An 18,202-nucleotide genomic window follows, 5' to 3' on the forward strand; every position below is an offset into this window, starting at 1 on the left:
ATACAACGCTCATGTACGTAACAACGCACCATTCCAACCGGGGGAACAGGCCCCATGAAGCAGGAGGGATGTCATTGAAAGCCTTATTTGAGAAGGAAAAAAATTACTGGAGTCATAAACTGGAATCTGAGGATCATATCATCTGCCTGCCATACACCAACCATGTGTCCAGAAGTACAACTGTAACGAGTTTAAATTCCCATACGTACACACTCACATTTCCAACTGAAATTTCCCAAAGAATATCATCTATAACAGGTGGCGCTCCATGGGCCGTGTTTATGGTCCTGCTTGCTGGAGTAGAGAGCTTATTGCATAAATACACAGGTGAGGAACGTGTGCTGCTGGGCATCCCGGTAGCCAAGTCTGGCAACGGTGCTACAAAGCCGATCAACCATCTGCTTTTATTGAAAAATACGCTGGATTCCAGCACAACCTTCAAAGCTTTGCTGTCTCAAATCAAAACCTCTGTCGGCGAAGCTATTGAACATCAAAACATTCCTTTTTGGAACTATTCTGAATTACTTGACATTCAACGTAATGAGGATGAAAAGCCTCTTATTCACACCACAGTATCCTTGCAAAATATTCATATTTCTGATTTTTTAAATCACGTACAATCTGAACTGGATTTCCAGTTTCAATGGGAACATGAAGCGGTCTCCCTGAACGTAAAGTATAGTAGCGACCGTTATAGCGAGACGACGATTGAGCACTTTGTTGAGCAGCTTCTGCGGCTGTACACTATTGTTTTGCAGCAGCCAGAGTTGGCGATTTCCACAGCACAAGTACTGTCAGAGCAAGAAGTAGAGCAGCTGGTCCATACCTTCAACGATACAACTGTGGATTATCCACGTCATGCGTCTATTCATGAATTGTTCGTGAAACAGGCGAAGCAGGCACCACAGCAGGTGGCGGTAGTGTGTGGGCAAGATAGCCTAACCTATGCAGAATTGAATGAAAAGGCCAACCGACTGGCTCATTCTTTACGTAAGCAGGGAATCCGCACTGAGCAGACGGTCGGCATTGTAGCTGAACGCTCGATTGAGATGATTGTCGGTATGCTCGGAATTCTCAAAGCAGGTGGAGCGTATGTACCCATTGATTCTGATTACCCGGATGAGCGTATACGCTATTTGCTGCAGGATTCCGGTGCGGACATACTGCTCGTGCAGCGAATGGAACATCGGCCCACTGATTTTAAGGGAATGGTGCTTGACCTTAGCGATGCTGCAATTTATGGAACGGATGATGCTGATCGTTACGATCCAATTTTACCGAATGATCACGGGACGAATACTGATCCGGGATACGTGGACTGCCTAGATCCGTTCTACTCCATTTTCGCCAGTCCCGAACTTGCTTTTACGACAACCATACAACCAGAAACCATGCAACCAAAAGCTACGCAATCAGAACAAGCAGAACAAATACAGCAGGCTTATGCGGCTGGAGAACAACCGAAGGCGAGCGCAGCTGGTCGTTTGGCCTATATTATGTACACCTCAGGGACTACAGGCCAGCCCAAAGGGGTTATGGTGGAGCACCGTAATGTCGTGCGTTTGGTGACAAACACAAATTATGCACGCTTGAATGCCGACACGCGCATTTTGCAGACCGGGTCTGTTGTCTTTGACGCGTCGACCTTCGAAATTTGGGGTGCGCTATTGAACGGCGGACAGCTGGTGCTGGTGAGTCAGGATGTTATTTTGGACGCGCCCAAGCTCAAGGAAGTTGTTCGCAATCACGGCATTACCACGATGTGGCTGACCGCACCACTCTTTAATCAGCTATCCCAGCAGGACTTGGAACTATTTGAGGGGATGCGGGAGCTGTTGGTTGGTGGTGATGTGCTGTCCGTACCGCATATTAACCGGGTATTGGAGGCCCATCCGAATCTACATATCATTAACGGCTACGGTCCGACGGAAAATACGACCTTTTCCACCACACATGCCATTACCAGCGTTCAATCGGCATCTGTGCCCATTGGCAGCCCGATTTATAACTCGACGGCATATGTCGTGGACCGTTCGATGCAGCTCCAGCCTATTGGAGCGTGGGGGGAGCTGATCGTCGGCGGTGACGGGGTGGCTCGCGGATATCGCAACCGCCCAGACCTGACGACCGAAAAGTTCATCGACAGCCCGTTCCGTGGCGGCGAACGCTGCTATCGTACAGGGGACCTGGTGCGTTGGAATGCGGACGGGACGCTGGAATATAAGGGACGAATCGACGCGCAGGTGAAAATTCGAGGCTACCGGATTGAGCTGGGCGAGGTGGAAGCACAGCTGTTGAAGCTGGAGGCAGTCCGAGAAGCTGTTGTAATTGCACATGAAGATGAGCAAGGGCAAAAGCTGCTCTGCGCATATGTGGTCACCCATGCGGAAGTAGCGAAAAGTGAGCTGCGTAGTGCTTTGAGCCAGGAGCTACCGGGCTACATGGTACCGTCGTATTTTGTACAGCTGGAGCAATTGCCACTGACGCCCAACGGCAAGGTGGATCGCCGAGCGTTGCCACAGCCAGAGGGAGGTGTAAGCTCAGGCGCAGAATATGTACCTCCTCAAAATCAATTACAAGCACAACTGGCTAGCATCTGGAAAGATGTGCTGGAGCTTGAGCGCATTGGGATTAAGGATAACTTTTTTGAGGCAGGAGGACATTCCCTGCGGGCGACACATGTCATATCACTCATCTATAAGGAATTGCATAAAAATGTGCAGCTAAAGGATTTGTTCCAGCATCCGACAATTGAACAGCTGGCGCAGGTTATTGAAGCACTGGAGCAAACCACCTATGAATCCATCCCTGTTACGGAGAATAAGCCATTTTATGCGGTCTCTTCGGCTCAAAAACGGATGTATATCCTCAATCAGCTTGATGGAGCGGGAATTAGCTATAACATACCTGGTGCCCTGACTCTGACCGGTTCACTTGATCACAAGGCACTGGATAACGCGTTCCGTCAGCTTATTGAACGCCATGAAACATTGCGCACAAGTTTTGAGACCATGAACGGTGAACCTGTCCAGCGAGTACATGACGAGGTTCCTTTTCGCATGGAATTGACCTATGCTCACGGAGCTGCCTCAAAGGAAACGGATGAGCTGGTACATAACTTTGTTCAGCCGTTCGATCTGGGGCAAGCTCCGTTATTCCGAGTTGGTTTGATTGAAACAGACCCAGAGCATCATATTTTGCTCATAGATATGCATCATATCATTTCGGACGGTACCTCTATAAATGTACTGATTCAGGACTTCATTCATTTATATGCAGGCGACACGCTGCCATCGCTGCGCATTCAGTATAAAGACTACGCCGCTTGGCAACAGAAGCAGCAGCAAAGTGAACGCTACCGGGAACAGGAAAACTACTGGCTCAATACCTTCGCAGGAGAGCTACCTGTGCTTGATCTACCGACTGATTATTCACGCCCAGCGGTGAGAAGCTTTGAAGGAGATGTGCTGGAATTTACGCTTGACCAACGACAAAGCGAAGGCTTAAAAAGCATTGCGGTGCAGACGGAATCGACATTATATATGGTGCTGTTGGCTGCCTATTCGGCTTTGCTTAGCCACTATAGCGGGCAGGAAGATATTATTGTCGGTTCGCCAATTGCAGGGCGGCCCCATGCAGATCTTGGCAGTCTGATCGGGATGTTCGTCAATACACTGGCAATTCGTAATTATCCAGAAGGCGGGAAAACGTTCCGCGATTATGTGTTGGAGGTCAAGGATAACGCGTTAAAGGCTTTTGAACATCAGGATTATCCGTTTGAAGAGCTGGTGGAGAAGCTGGGCGTGGATCGAGATTTAAGCCGTAATCCGTTATTTGACACCATGTTTGCACTGCAAAACCTAGAGCAAAAAGAGCAGCAGCTGGCGGGGCTGCAATTGGCATCTTATCCAAGTGAACAAACGGCGGCCAAATTTGATTTGAGTCTGTTCGCAGTGGAGGATGGAGAACAAATTTCCTGTGCTCTTCAATACGGAACTCGGCTGTACAAACGGGAAACCATCGAACGACTGACTGAACATTTGCAGCAGCTTATCAATGCGGTTATAAAACAGCCGGATATCGTTCTTTCGGCTATTGAAATGGTTTCGGCCCAAGAAAAAGAGCTGCTTGTGCAGAGATTCAATGATACGGTAGAAGACTATCCGTATCCACGAGATCAAGCACTGCATGTGCTGTTCGAGGAACAGGTAGTGCAATCACCAGATCGGCTGGCCGTCACCTTTGCGGACACGCAGCTTACCTACCGCGAGCTGAATGAACGTGCCGACCGTCTGGCACGCATACTCGCTTCCCATGGGATACGGCGCGGGTCCGAGCCAGAGACACAGCGAGTAGGGATTATGGCTGAACGCTCCATTGAAATGGTCGTCGGTATGCTGGCGATTTTGAAGGTCGGAGGGGCTTACGTTCCCATTGATCCCGATTATCCTGAAGAGCGTATCCGTTATTTACTGGAGGATTCCAGTGCGGGGCTGTTACTGTTACAGCGACGTGAGCAGATGCCTTTTGAACCCGGCATTCCGGTCATCGATTTGAGTGATGAACAACGATGGAATAGCAAATCTGAAGGTGACGCTTATACCAATGGAACAATTGCGATTACAACAGGGGGATCTTCCTCGGATCTTGCGTATGTGATCTACACCTCTGGCACGACTGGCAAACCGAAGGGCGTGATGATTGAGCACCGTAATGTCGTGCGCCTAGTGAAAAACAAAAGCTATGCCATGCTTGATGAAAATACACGTATGCTGCAATTGGGTGCAGTTGTGTTCGATGCCTCCACATTTGAAATTTGGGGAACGCTGCTGAACGGGGGACAACTGTATGTGGTAAGTCATGACACTATTCTGGATGCCTCCAAGCTCAAGCAGGCGATTGACAAGTATCGTGTTAACACGATGTTCATGACCACGGCTTTATTCAATCAGTATTCGCAGCAAGAAATCGGAGTGTTTGCGTCCTTGAAGGAGTTGCTCGTGGGTGGTGATGTATTGTCTGTACCACACGTCAATCGTGTGTTGAAGGAGTACCCGCAGCTTCGCCTGGCCAATATTTATGGGCCGACGGAGAACACCACCTTTTCCACCATCTATGACATTACAGAACCGCAAACCCAGGCTATTCCCATTGGACGTCCAATTGATCACTCGACCGCTTATGTGGTCAATCGTTCGTTGAAGCTGCAACCTATCGGAGCCTGGGGAGAGCTGATCGTCGGTGGCGACGGCGTTGGGCGAGGATATCTGAATCGGCCCGAGCTTACGGCGGAAAAATTTATTGAAAGTCCATTCCGGTCTGGAGAATATTGCTATCGTACAGGGGACTTAGTGCGTTGGCGTGCTGATGGTGTACTGGAGTACAAGGGAAGAATGGATGAACAGGTCAAAATTCGCGGCTACCGCATTGAACTGGGTGAAATTGAAACCCGTTTGTCCACGATTCCAGGTGTGAAGGAATCGGTTGTTACCGTGCGGCAGGACGATCACGGACAAAAGCAGCTGTGTGCCTATTTTGCAACAGACAGTGAATTGAGCGCCAGCGACTTACGTAACATTTTGTCGCAGGATCTGCCTAGCTATATGGTGCCGTCCTACTTTGTGCAGCTCTCCAGACTGCCTTTGACGCTGAATGGCAAAGTAGACCGCAGGGCACTGCCCGCACCTGAGCAAAATCTCGATACAGGTATGGATTATATGGCACCCGAAACGGATGTTCAACAGGCACTGGCTACGGCTTGGGGAGCCATTCTTGGTATCCCGAAAGTTGGAATTCAGGATAACTTTTTCCATTTGGGTGGTGACTCCATCAAGGCCATCCAAGTATCGTCCCGCTTGTTTCAGGCTGGATACAAGCTGGAAATGAAGGACTTGTTCAAATACCCGACAATTGCGGGATTAAGCACATATATTCAGCCTGTTAACCGAATAGCCGAGCAGGGCGAGGTTACAGGAAATGTAGTGCTTACACCGATTCAGCGCTGGTTTTTTGAACAGCCAACGGGAGAACCACACTATTTTAACCAATCTGTCATGCTCTATCGTCAGGAAGGCTATGACGAACAGGCACTACGGCGGGCGCTCCATCAGATTACATCGCACCATGATGCATTGCGTATGGTTTTTAGTTTGTCGGAGAACGGATGTACAGCATGGAACCGCAGTGTAGAGGAAGGCGAACCGTACCATCTGGAGTGCTTTGACTATAATGACAGCGATGTAAACAAGCAAGATTTGGCGAAGATAATTGAAGCGAAATGCAATGAAATTCAATCTGGTATTTCCCTAAGCGAAGGTCCGCTGATGAGACTGGGGCTGTTCCGTTGCCCGGATGGAGATCATCTGCTGGTCGTGATTCATCATTTGGCGGTGGACGGAGTATCCTGGCGCATATTATTCGAGGATTTGGCGACTGCCTATGATCAAGCCTCCAAGGGTGAACAGGTGATTCAGCTGCCTCATAAAACAGATTCGTTCCAAACGTGGGCCGAGCAGCTGCACGCTTATGCCAACAGTCCAGCTATGGAACGTGAGCGAGCGTATTGGGGGAAACTTGCACAAGCGGAACTGGCTCCTTTGCCGCAGGATTACGGGCATAACGAGCACGAAAAGCCATTGATTGGCGATAGTGAGTCGGTTACTGCTTTGTGGACACATGCAGAGACAGAGCAGCTGCTCAAGCAGGCCAATCGTGCCTACCGTACAGAAATTAATGACCTGTTGTTGACGGCGGTAGGAATGGCATTGCAAGCATGGAGCGGACATGAGCGTTTCCTGATTAATCTGGAGGGACATGGGCGTGAAGCCATTTTACCAGAGGTGGACATTACCCGAACGATAGGGTGGTTTACAAGCCAATATCCTGTTTTGCTCGAAATGCCGGAAGAACTGGCACTTTCGCAACGGATTAAGCGTGTGAAGGAAGGACTGCGCGGCATCCCGCAAAAAGGGATTGGCTACGGTGTACTGAAATATTTAGCCGACCGCCAGACACAGGCACCGGAGGCATCTCCAGCCATATTTACGACAGATCCCGAAATCAGCTTTAACTATTTGGGACAGTTCGATCAGGATATGAAAGGGAACGACTTGCAATCATCCTCATATGAGGGTGGGATGCCGTTGAGCCCGACCATGGCTCGAACGTATACGCTTGATTTTGGCGGCATCATTTCGGGAGGCCAACTGGGTCTGACGATTAGCTATAGCCGTACGAGCTATAGAGCGGAGACGATCGAGCGATTGGCGAAATTTCTAGAATCGAGCCTGCGTGAAATTTTGGCGCATTGCATCCATAAAGAACACCCGGAGCTTACCCCAAGTGATATTTCCTATAAAGGAATGAGTGTGGAGGGCTTGGACAGCCTCTTATCTGAAATGGGTGCTGCGGGTGAGATTGACAATGTATATGCACTGACCCCGATGCAGAAAGGGATGCTGTTTCACAGCCAGCTAGATAGTCAAGCAGCTGCGAATGACGCGTATTTTGAGCAGGTTTCTTATGATATGCGAGGTCAGATGGACATTCGGGCTTTTGCAGAAAGCCTGAATATTCTGGTTCGGCGACATGAGGCGCTGCGTACACATTTTTATTTTGGCAGAAATACGGAACCGTTGCAGGTGGTGTATCGAAATCGGGATTGCGGCTTTCAATATGAAGATTTACACCATCTAGATGAGGATGAAATAGATTCCTGGGTGAAAAATTTCAAGCTACAAGATAAAGCACGGGGCTTTGATCTGCGTCGGGATGTCCTGCTGCGTGTAGCGATTTTACGTACCGGAGAAGACAGCTATCATTTTGTATGGAGCTTTCATCATATCGTCATGGACGGCTGGTGTCTGTCCCTTATAAACAAAGAAGTGTTTGAAAGCTATGCAGCACTTCAGGAGGGCAGAGTACCAGAACTGGCACCGGCAGTGCCGTACAGCCGCTTTATTGAATGGCTGGAAGCACAGGATCGCAAGGCGGCAACCGACTACTGGAGCAGCTATTTATCCGGATATGAGCAGCAAACAGCGTTACCAGCTGTAAAATCCGGTCGCAAGAGTGAAGGCAACACGGCTAGTGATTGGGTGACGGTTTTGGAACGTGAGTTGACCCTCCGGGTGGAGGAGACGGCTAAGCGATATCAAGTGACCATGAATACGTTATTACAAACCGCATGGGGGATTGTGCTGCAAAAATATAACAACCACAGTGATGTCGTATTTGGCAGTGTCGTCTCAGGCCGTCCATCAGATATTATCGGGGTAGAGGATATTATCGGCTTGTTCATTAATACCATTCCCGTTCGCATTCTTAGTGAGGCAGGGGAATCTTTTGCAGAAGTTATGAAGAAAACGCAGGAGCAGGCGCTGGCTTCTCATGCATATGATACGTATCCACTGTTTGAGATTCAGGCATTGACCGACCAGAAACAGGATTTAATTAACCATATTATGGTGTTTGAAAATTATCCAGTAGATGAGCAGGTCGAGGAACTGGGAAGTGACGGGCAGGATACATTCCCGATTTCCAATGTGGTGGCTGCAGAGCAGACTAACTATGATCTGAGCTTAGTCGTTATGCCGGGAGAATGCATCAAGATTCGTTTTATGTATAACGCGTTAAGTTATGATCAAACAGGCATTGAGCGTCTGCATGGACATTTTGTGAACCTGTTGGAGCAAGTTTTGCTTAACCCGAATGTTTGCGTAGAAGAGCTGGAACTGGTTACAGCGGCGGAAAAACAACAAATTACAGGAGAGTTTAATGACACTGCCTCTGCATATCCAAGCAATCACACGATCCAAAAACTGTTTGAGGAGCAGGCAGAGCGCACGCCGGATCATATTGCCGTAGCTTTGGGTCATCAATCATTGACCTATCGGGAACTCAATGAGACAGCCAACCGTTTAGCGCATACGCTGCGTGATGCAGGGGTGAAATCCGATGAACCTGTGGGCATTTTGACGGAGCGCTCACTGGATATGATTACAGGAACACTCGCTATTTTGAAGGCTGGTGGCGCGTATGTACCGGTAGACCCTCAATATCCGGAGGACCGTATCCGTTATATGCTGGAGGACTCGGGAGCCAAGCTGCTGCTGGCTCAGCAGGATTTACTGGATCGTTGCTATTTTGACGGACAGATTGTCAATCTGAATGAGGATACGTCCTACAGTGCAGATGCTTCCAATCTGGGTATAGATGGAGCGGGTAATCATGCTGCTTATGTCATTTATACCTCAGGTTCAACAGGTAAGCCTAAGGGTGTCGTTGTTGAGCATCAAAGTGTCGTGCGCCTTGTCCGCAATACGAATTATGTGCCATTTGATGAATCGACCCGAATGCTGCAGACTTGCGCGTTTGTATTTGATGTATCTACGTTTGAAATTTGGGGCGCGCTGCTGAACGGTGGTCAGCTTGTTCTTGTGCATAAGGATGATCTATTGGACGCGGCCAAGCTTAAAGAGACGATACGGGATCATCGCGTCACCATGATGTGGCTAACCACACCGTTATTTAATCAGCTTTCACAGCAGGATAGTAAACTTTTCGGCGATGTGAAGTATTTGCTCGTTGGTGGTGATGTTTTGTCTGCACCCCATATTAACCGGGTTCTGCGCGATAATCCGGACATCAACATCATTAACGGCTATGGGCCAACGGAAAATACAACCTTTTCGACGACGTATCACATTACGGAAGAACAGCTGGATTCTGTGCCGATCGGACGCCCCATCCGCAATTCGACGGCGTATGTTGTGGATTCGTCATTTAACCTGCAACCGGTCGGAGCTTGGGGTGAGCTGGTTGTCGGCGGAGACGGAGTTGCACGTGGTTATCTAAACCGTCCTGAGCTGACGGCTGAGAGATTTCTTGCTAACCCGTGGGTGGACGGAGATCGCCTGTACTGTACGGGAGACCTTGTTCGCTGGCGTGAAGACGGCATACTGGAATACGCTGGACGGATTGATCAACAGGTTAAAATTCGCGGTTACCGGATTGAGCTGGGCGAGGTGGAGGCGCGGCTGGCAAGTGTACCGTCCGTGCGGGATAGCGTTGTTATCGCTTTGCGGGATGGAGCAGGTCAGCAGCAATTATGTGCTTACTTCACTGCCGATGAACAGCTGACCATCCGTGAGATTCGAGCTGCGATGTCGGCCAGTCTGCCGAGCTATATGATTCCATCCGCATTTGTACAGCTGGATCGGTTTCCGCTGACGACAAACGGCAAAATCGACCGCAAAGCTTTACCTGTGCCGGACAAAGGGCTGCACACGGGTATAGAATATGTCGCACCGCGAACCGATGTGGAACAGTTGCTGGCAGCCATTTGGCAGGAAGTACTTGAAATTCCACAAGTGGGTATCCACGATGACTTTTTCACGTTAGGTGGACATTCCTTAAAAGTACTGGAGCTTATACGCAAAGTTCACCTTGCTACAGATATTGAGCTTCCCATCCGTAGTGTTCTGGACTTCCCGACTATAGAAGCGCAGGCGTTCACATTATTGAAAGCCGATCTGCAGTACAAGGCCGATAGTCCAATCATTCGGTTGAATGAACACGGTCCGATCTCCATCTTCTGCTTTCCTCCTATGCTTGGATACGGGCTGTCGTTCGCGGAGCTTGCGAAACAACTGGATCAGGACGCAGTCGTGTATGGGTTGGAGTTCGTAGATGATGCTGCGGATGAGCAGGCCATGCTGGCACGTTACGTTGATTTGATCGTCAGCACGCAAGCGCAAGGTCCGTATGTGCTGCTTGGTTATTCCATAGGTGGTAATCTGGCGCATAAGGTTGCTGACACACTGGAACGTCAAGGTCATACTGTATCCGATATTTTTATGCTCGATTCGGTCAAAAGGGCGGAAGCCCTGCCCTTCACAGTTGAAGAAACAGAGCATGAAATTCATGACATGCTGGAACAAGTTCCCTACTCCTACCGTGAGCTGTTGAATGAAACGTACCAACGTAAAATGATCGCTTACGCGGTATATGGCAACCAGCTTGTGAATACAGAGAGCGTTCAGGCGAATATTCACGGCTTTGTCGCCGTTGGATCGGAAACGGTCAAGGGTACAGGAGATAATCGACTTTTATGGAAAGACGCTACACAAGGTAGCTATGAAGAGCATAGCTTGATTGGCAATCATTATGAACTGCTGGAACCCGGATTTATCGAGGAAAATGTAAAAAGTATCCGTGCCACCATACAAAAGATAACTCGGAACACGGACAAAGACATGACACAAGACTTGGCACATCATAAATCTTGAAAATCTACGGTCGATGATGTAACGAACTGAATCACTAATTTTTAATCTGTAACACATGAATCCTGATCGACAGGTAAGAAGCCTTCTGCTTACGCGACTCGATCAGGATTCGCTTTATTATGTGCACTCCCGCGATGGGAAGTGCGATGATTCCATAGCGCCATGCTGATGGCTTCCATATGGAGTATAAATATCTGCTCGCTATGCAATCACCGCACGGTTCAAATCATTAAATCAACTTCATACGTAAGGATGGTACTTCAATATGAAGAATAAAGGCATTTGCTACCTATCCGCTTTTTTAGCAGCGTTGTTTCTCTCGAACCTGCTCATTGCTTCGGCATGGGCAACAGACAGCATAACACCTGATTCATTGGAAAAAACAGTGGACAATATTATGAGTACAGAATTGGAAAAATTGCATATTCCGGGGGCTGCAGTCGTCGTGACCCAGGAAAACCAAATCCTTTTTAGTAAAGGCTATGGATATGCAGATATGGAGCGGAAAGTGGCATTCGATCCAGCGAAGACCATTGTTCGTGTCGGCTCTCTAACCAAATCATTTAGTGCAAGCGCCACGATGCAACTGGTTGAGCAAAACAAGCTTGATTTGAATGAAGACGTGAACAGCTATCTCCACAGCTATAAAACTACGCAATACCAAAATCAGCCTTTCAATTTGCATCAGCTTTTGACACATACCTCAGGATTGGATGAAGCGCTGTACGACATTAACAGCTCGACTCGGGCAGGCGTTTTGCCCACAGAGCAGTATCTCAGTGCGTATTTTCAAAATCAGCCTCCCATCCGCAAACCTGGAATTCAGTATGATTACAGCAATGTCGCCTACGGTCTGATCGGTAATATCGTGGAGCAAGTAAGCGGTCAGAGACTGAACGACTACCTCCGTACACATCTGTTCCAGCCGATGAATATGCCCAGCGCGACGCTGGAATTGCCGTTAAATCATCCGGCACTGGCCCAATCGTATCAGTGGAAGGATGGAGCGTATTTGAAACAGCCTTTGTCATATATCAATCTGCCGGGAGCAGGAGCGTTGAACGTCACACCCAACGAGTTTTCCCATTATCTGATCACTCATTTAAACCAGGGCAAGTATGAGGGCAAAGTGGTGCTCCAGCCACATACGGTAAAAGTGATGCATGCGCAGCAATTTGCAGTCGATGCACGCCTGGATGGCGTAGGCTACGGATTTTTCCGTGGTCATTTGGAGACGGGAGTACCTATGCTGTGGGCTACCGGGGAAATTGATGATTTTATTTCCGAAATGGTACTGATTCCGTCGCAAAAGATCGGTATTTTTGTGATCATTAATTCAGCTGACACGGACACCCTGCTTCATGGAAAAGTCATCCATGCGATAGCCCAAATGCTGCCCTCAGAGCCGAAGGCCGTTTCGCAATCACTAGCTCGTTCTTCCACCCAAGTGAAGCTTTCGCCAGAGATTGAGGGCGTATATCAGGTGGATTCTAATCCTGTTCATGGGTGGGGAAAATGGATTCGGATACTGGGAAGCATTACATACACCGTGCGAATTCAAGATGATCATACGTTAATTGTTAAAGGAAAATATCCAAATGAGAATGAAGCAACAGACAAAGTTTTTCAAGCAGCAGACGATGGATTGTTTGTGGAAAAGGGGGGCCAGCTTAAAATTTTGCTGTATCAGGAAAACGGTACGTGGATGATGGTTGCCCCGGATAGTAAGACCATGAAGCAGACGACACTTTGGCACCGTACCTGGACCCTGCTCGTCAGCTACGCTGCCGCATCCTTATTTTTCATCACAACCTTGCTAATTTGGATCGTAAGATATGTGATCAGAGATATCCGTAAAACGAACAATCACATTTCGTCCAACCTTGCATTCATTGCGTCACTAAATACGATTTTTCTCGGGGTGCAGGTCATCTATGGTAACAATCAGATCGTGTATGGCTATTCCGCGTGGTATATCTGGGGAATTTGCACGCTGCCACTCATTTCAGCACTCATTGCCGTGTGGGTATTAATCGTGAATGGCGCAAAGCTGATTACAGGGGAAAGAAGAACCCGAGCTGCCGGGAAAATCCTATTTGCGGTACTCACATTGCTGCATACGGTGTATCTTTTTTATTGGAATTTCCTTCCTATTCATTATTCCTAAAGATTTACAAAACAATGCATATTCGAACATAAATGAATGCTAAAATTTGTATCTGATGCCCCCAGAGGGGCTTTAAACCAACAAACAGGAGGGAAAGAATGGGAATCTTTCGTCGCTTTACATCCCGTAGCTTCAAATACGCAACTGCTATGGTTTTCACTTTATCGTTGTACGCTGGTGTTGCGGGCAGCATACAACCGGCACGGGCAGAAGGTCCGGCGGACCCAGCCCCCTTCATTGCAGCGAAAGTGGTCAATGAGAACGCTGGTAAAAAAGTGCTGTTTGATAATACACATGGACAGACAGCTGGCGCAGCAGATTGGGTGATTGATGGTGGATTTTCAGACTTCGGCCAAGCCCTCGCGAGTAATGGCTATGATGTACACGAGCTTCGCCAATCTACGCCTATTACTTACAATGATCTAAAGAATTATGATGTATTTGTTACGGCAGAGCCAAATATTCCTTTTAAACAGAGCGAACAGGCTGCAATGGAGCAGTATGTAAAAGCAGGCAATAGTATTTTTTTCATTGGAGATCATTATAACGCGGACCGCAACAAGAATCGCTGGGATGGATCGGAGAGCATTAATGGCTACCGTCGTGGTGCATGGGAAGACCCTGCGAAGGGAATGAGTGCAGAAGAAAAAAGCTCGGCAGCAATGCAGGGCGTAGTCAGCTCAGATTGGCTGGGCAGCCAGTTTGGTGTGCGCTTTCGCTACAATGCATTAGGCGATATCACGGCTAATCAGATTGTCGAGCCAGCGCAGGCGTTCGGCATTACAGCTGGAGTGAGTAATGTGGCAATGCATGCAGGATCAACACTCGCGATTATCGACCCGGCGAAAGCCAAGGGAATCGTATATCTCCCTAAAACCAATCAGGCTTGGGGCAACGCGGTAGATCAGGGCGTTTATAACGGAGGCGGCATTCCAGAAGGACCTTATGCAGCTGTATCGAAAGTAGGGCTAGGCAAAGCTGCTTTCATTGGGGACTCGTCTCCTGTTGAAGATGCAACGCCAAAATATTTGCGCGAAGAGACAGGAACCAAGAAGACAACGTATGACGGCTTTAAGGAGCAGGATGACGCCGTGTTACTGGTCAATATCGTAGACTGGTTGTCCAACAAGGAGGAGTATACCAGCCTGACGGAAGTGAAAAGCTTACAGCTGGACCAGCCGACGGCATTACTGCCTTTTGAAGAGCCACAGACTTCCACGGAACCACAAGCCGAGCCTTGGTCCGCTCCCGCAGCCGGCTACAAATGGTGGGATCAGCGAACATTCAAGGCAGGGTCCTATGGCGGATCTACAGCCAGTGCGCAACCAGTGTACAGCATCGTTCGTCAAGAGCAGCTGCCCAATGCAGAGCCTTTTCAAATTCGAGTTACTGCCGACCAACTGGCTCCTAACAGCACGATTAGCGGATTTAGCACAGGTATTTATGTAGCGGGTGGCAATCAAGTAGCCCAGATTCAAAATCCGGATGGAAGCTGGCCAACCACATACGGCTATAGCGGAACATTTAGTCTGGAGTCCAACGGCAAAGGGCATGCCTATAAGGACTTGACGGTGCGGATCAAGCCGGGAACCAGTGGTTCAGCTAATCTTAGACTGAGGCTAAACGGCAGCAATCTGCTGACCCAACCCGTCGTGCTGGCTGATGTCCCGGCCCAGCCGTTGCCCGAGGAAGGCAATCCGATTCCAGCTCGTATCAGTGTCGCAGAAGCACGGAGTCTCCCGGCTGGCAAAGTCGTGACCTTAGAGGGTGTTGTGACGACAGAACCAGGTGCATTCGGCGGTCAAGCCTTTTACATGCAGGATGAAAGTGGTGGGATTTATGTATATCAGAACCAAAGCGGCTTTCACCAAGGTGATCGAGTAAAGCTTACAGCAAGCTTGGCACTGTATAATAATGAGCTAGAGTTAACCGATCCAGTGGCAATTGAAAAAACGGGAGAAGGACAAACGCCGGAAGCTGTACAAGTCACCGAACTCAGTGATGCGAACCAAGGACAGTTAGTTGAGCTTCCTACGGCAATGATTCGTAATGTGATAGACGCGACTCCCGTAGGTTCGTTTGAATTTGATGCAGTATCTGGTGAAGTAAGTCACCATGTGCGCGTCGATGCACGTACAGGCTTAACACGGACAGCTTTTCCATATCAAGAAGGACAGCAAGTGAAGCTGAAGGGAATTTCGGCGATTTTCAAAGGGAATTATCAGTTAAAACCGCGTGGACTGGATGATTTTTCAGCTCAGACAGGCGCAGCATTGCAGGAAGTAGAGCTTTCACTGGATCCAACGACCCTCAACATTGGGGATACGGCAGCGACACATCTCAAGGGTACGCTGACAGATGGCAGCGAAGCTGATTTAAGCCGCGCTTCTGTTCAGTATATCAGCAGTCATGAATCCGTTTCACTGGATACGTATGGAGAACTTAAGGCCCTAAAAGAGGGGAGCGCGGAGATTACAGCCAGCGTCACCTTGGACGGTCAAACAGTGGTATCCAATCCTGTAGCCGTTAGAGTCAAAAAGACTGCTGTAGGTGAAGTGCCAGGAAAACCTGTGCTGTCGCATGATAACGGGCAGGACACCGGGCTGAAGGATGGCAACTACAACATCACCATGAATCTGTGGTGGGGTACGAATGGTGATGAGCTCAAGTTGTATGAAAACGACAAGCTGATTGGCACCCAATCGTTGCAAGCCGCTTCCCCTGGAGCACAGCATGCAGTCATTCCTGTTACAGGCAAGACCAATGGTACCTACACGTATACTGTAGAACTGATCAACGCTTCTGGTAAAACGACCAGCGACCCGTTAACTGTTGAAGTGACCGATGCTTCGCCTGGTATTCCAGTGCTGTCTCATGACAATTGGGACGGTGACGGCACCTACACCCTTACAATGAACATGTGGTGGGGCACGAATGCGACAAAATACAACTTATATGAAAATGGAGAACTGATCGACGCCCAGGATCTTCCAAGCCAAAGCCCGCAGGCCCAAAGTGCAGTCACCAACATCCAAAATCAAAAGCCGGGTACATACGAGTATCGGGCCGAGTTAGTCAATGCTTCAGGAGAAGTTTCTAGTCAAACGATAAGTGTAGAAGTAAAGGGCCATTAAGTAGAAAGGATGGTCCGTTAAAAAGTAAGAGCATCTATTGACCTTCGAGAGTCTATAGATGCTCTATTTTATTTTTACGATATGTCTGCCACTATGGTGTTCTGTCGAGCTGTATTTATATAAGAGAGAAGCATGAAAAAAGTACCCGCAGCGGGTACTATCATTTTAGGATTGTGTTGGTTGAGCAGACAGTCCCTCTATATCTGAGGAGCCATAGAAGAACAAGGCAACTAGTATCACAATAATGACAACCTCTGCAAAATATTCTCCATCAAACTCACTCACCACAAATATCTCCTTTCGCCACTTGTTAATTGTTTACTTTCTGTGAAAAGGCCTGTATTACCTGGTCCAGTGTCATGTTCCCGTTATCATTTAAAAATTTCACCATATTATCGACATTGGAAGGAGTAGATGCTAATGTTTTGTATTTTCCTGTGAGTCCCAAAAACAATGTTGCTTGTCTGTATAAAGTCACGGAATCGACGTTTAGTTTTCCTGTTAGTAGGAGGGCTGCCACTAAGACCTCCACATTTTTCCCTTGAAGAGCAGAAAAGATAGCCGAATTACTGTTTAATCCATTTTTCTTTTGACCGTTGGGGGGGGATTTGGATTTACGATTCCCATTCCCATTACCATTCTTTCCTAAGGAAGCCATTGAATCTTCCTCCCGCCATATACTGCTCCTGCCTGGTTTTCACAAAATTCGGGACAAGGACAGCGGCACTGCATGTGCTCATCAATATACGTTATGATCATACGATATGCGAATAAGAGAGCATTGGTTACTATAAGAATCACCCTGGCTGAAGGTAGTTGGCTACTATTATCAGTAATTTATTTCGCATGTTGGTCCGATTTAGAGTAAACTACAATAAAGCAAGCCAAATGAGCAATTTGCATACATCCCAAGAGCGTTTCCAATCAGCAATGTTTAGACCGAAACGGTTTAGTTCGTTTATTGTATTTTTGAGCGTTGAATTGGAATTAAGCAAATGCTGAAATAGGAGTTGTAGATAAAATATGTCGAATGAAGAAGTATTGTTAACTAAAGAGGGATTGGCCAAGCTAGAGGATGAGCTTAAGGAACTGAAGACCGTAAAACGTAAGGAGCTAGCCGAACGGCTTAAGTTGGCTATCAGCTACGGTGATTTGAAGGAAAATAGTGAGTATCACTCAGCCAAGGACGACCAAGCATTTATGGAAACCCGCATTCTCATATTGGAGAAGATGCTGACCAAAGCCCGGGTCGTGGACGAGAGTAATTTAGACCTTAGAACCGTTAGTATCGGATCGACTGTCATTCTGAATGACATCGAATTTTCGGAGAAGATGGAATACAAAATTGTAAGTCCTGCTGAGGCGGATGTTCTGGATAACAAAATTTCCTATGAGAGTCCTTTAGGCAAGGCACTTTTGGGGAAAGAAGTGGGCAGTATCATTCATGTGGATGCACCCATGGCTGTAATCAAATATGAGTTGCTTGAAATTAAGCTCACATAGTTCATTCCCGATTCCCTTATATGAGGGGGCCGGGATTTTTTTATTTCTCGCTACTTACATACCGTCCATGTGGAGCACAGTTGCACTCCACATACTGGACAGGATTTTCT

The 18,202-nt window shown here is 48.0% G+C and carries 5 protein-coding genes; 4 read left to right on the forward strand and 1 reads right to left on the reverse strand.

The features are described from left to right. The first annotated feature begins 74 nt into the window (after positions 1-74). From JOE49_RS16960 to JOE49_RS16970, 3 genes are all read left to right on the forward strand, one after another. Positions 75-11,288 (forward strand): non-ribosomal peptide synthetase, encoded by an 11,214-nt coding sequence (locus JOE49_RS16960; protein ID WP_209942038.1) that lies wholly within the window; start codon positions 75-77, stop codon positions 11,286-11,288. A 265-nt stretch (positions 11,289-11,553) separates the two neighbouring features. Then, the gene (locus JOE49_RS16965) at positions 11,554-13,455 is read left to right on the forward strand and encodes a serine hydrolase domain-containing protein (RefSeq protein ID WP_209942040.1); all 1,902 of its coding nucleotides are present in this window, start codon (positions 11,554-11,556) and stop codon (positions 13,453-13,455) included. 98 nt (positions 13,456-13,553) lie between these two features. Beyond that, positions 13,554-16,589 (forward strand): chitinase N-terminal domain-containing protein, encoded by a 3,036-nt coding sequence (locus tag JOE49_RS16970; protein WP_209942042.1) that lies wholly within the window; start codon positions 13,554-13,556, stop codon positions 16,587-16,589. Between the two features lie 310 nt (positions 16,590-16,899). Here the strand turns inward: JOE49_RS16970 and JOE49_RS16975 are convergent, their stop codons facing one another. Beyond that, complete coding sequence (locus tag JOE49_RS16975) at positions 16,900-17,247, reverse strand: hypothetical protein (protein ID WP_023988452.1); 348 nt, start codon at positions 17,245-17,247, stop codon at positions 16,900-16,902. A 365-nt stretch (positions 17,248-17,612) separates the two neighbouring features. On the opposite strand from JOE49_RS16975, the gene greA reads away from it, so the two are divergent. Then, positions 17,613-18,092, forward strand: coding sequence for a transcription elongation factor GreA (gene greA / locus JOE49_RS16980; protein ID WP_013310174.1), 480 nt, complete (start codon positions 17,613-17,615; stop codon positions 18,090-18,092). Positions 18,093-18,202: the final 110 nt, after the last annotated feature.

The organism is Paenibacillus sp. PvR133, from assembly GCF_017833155.1.
Lineage (GTDB): Bacteria > Bacillota > Bacilli > Paenibacillales > Paenibacillaceae > Paenibacillus > Paenibacillus polymyxa_B.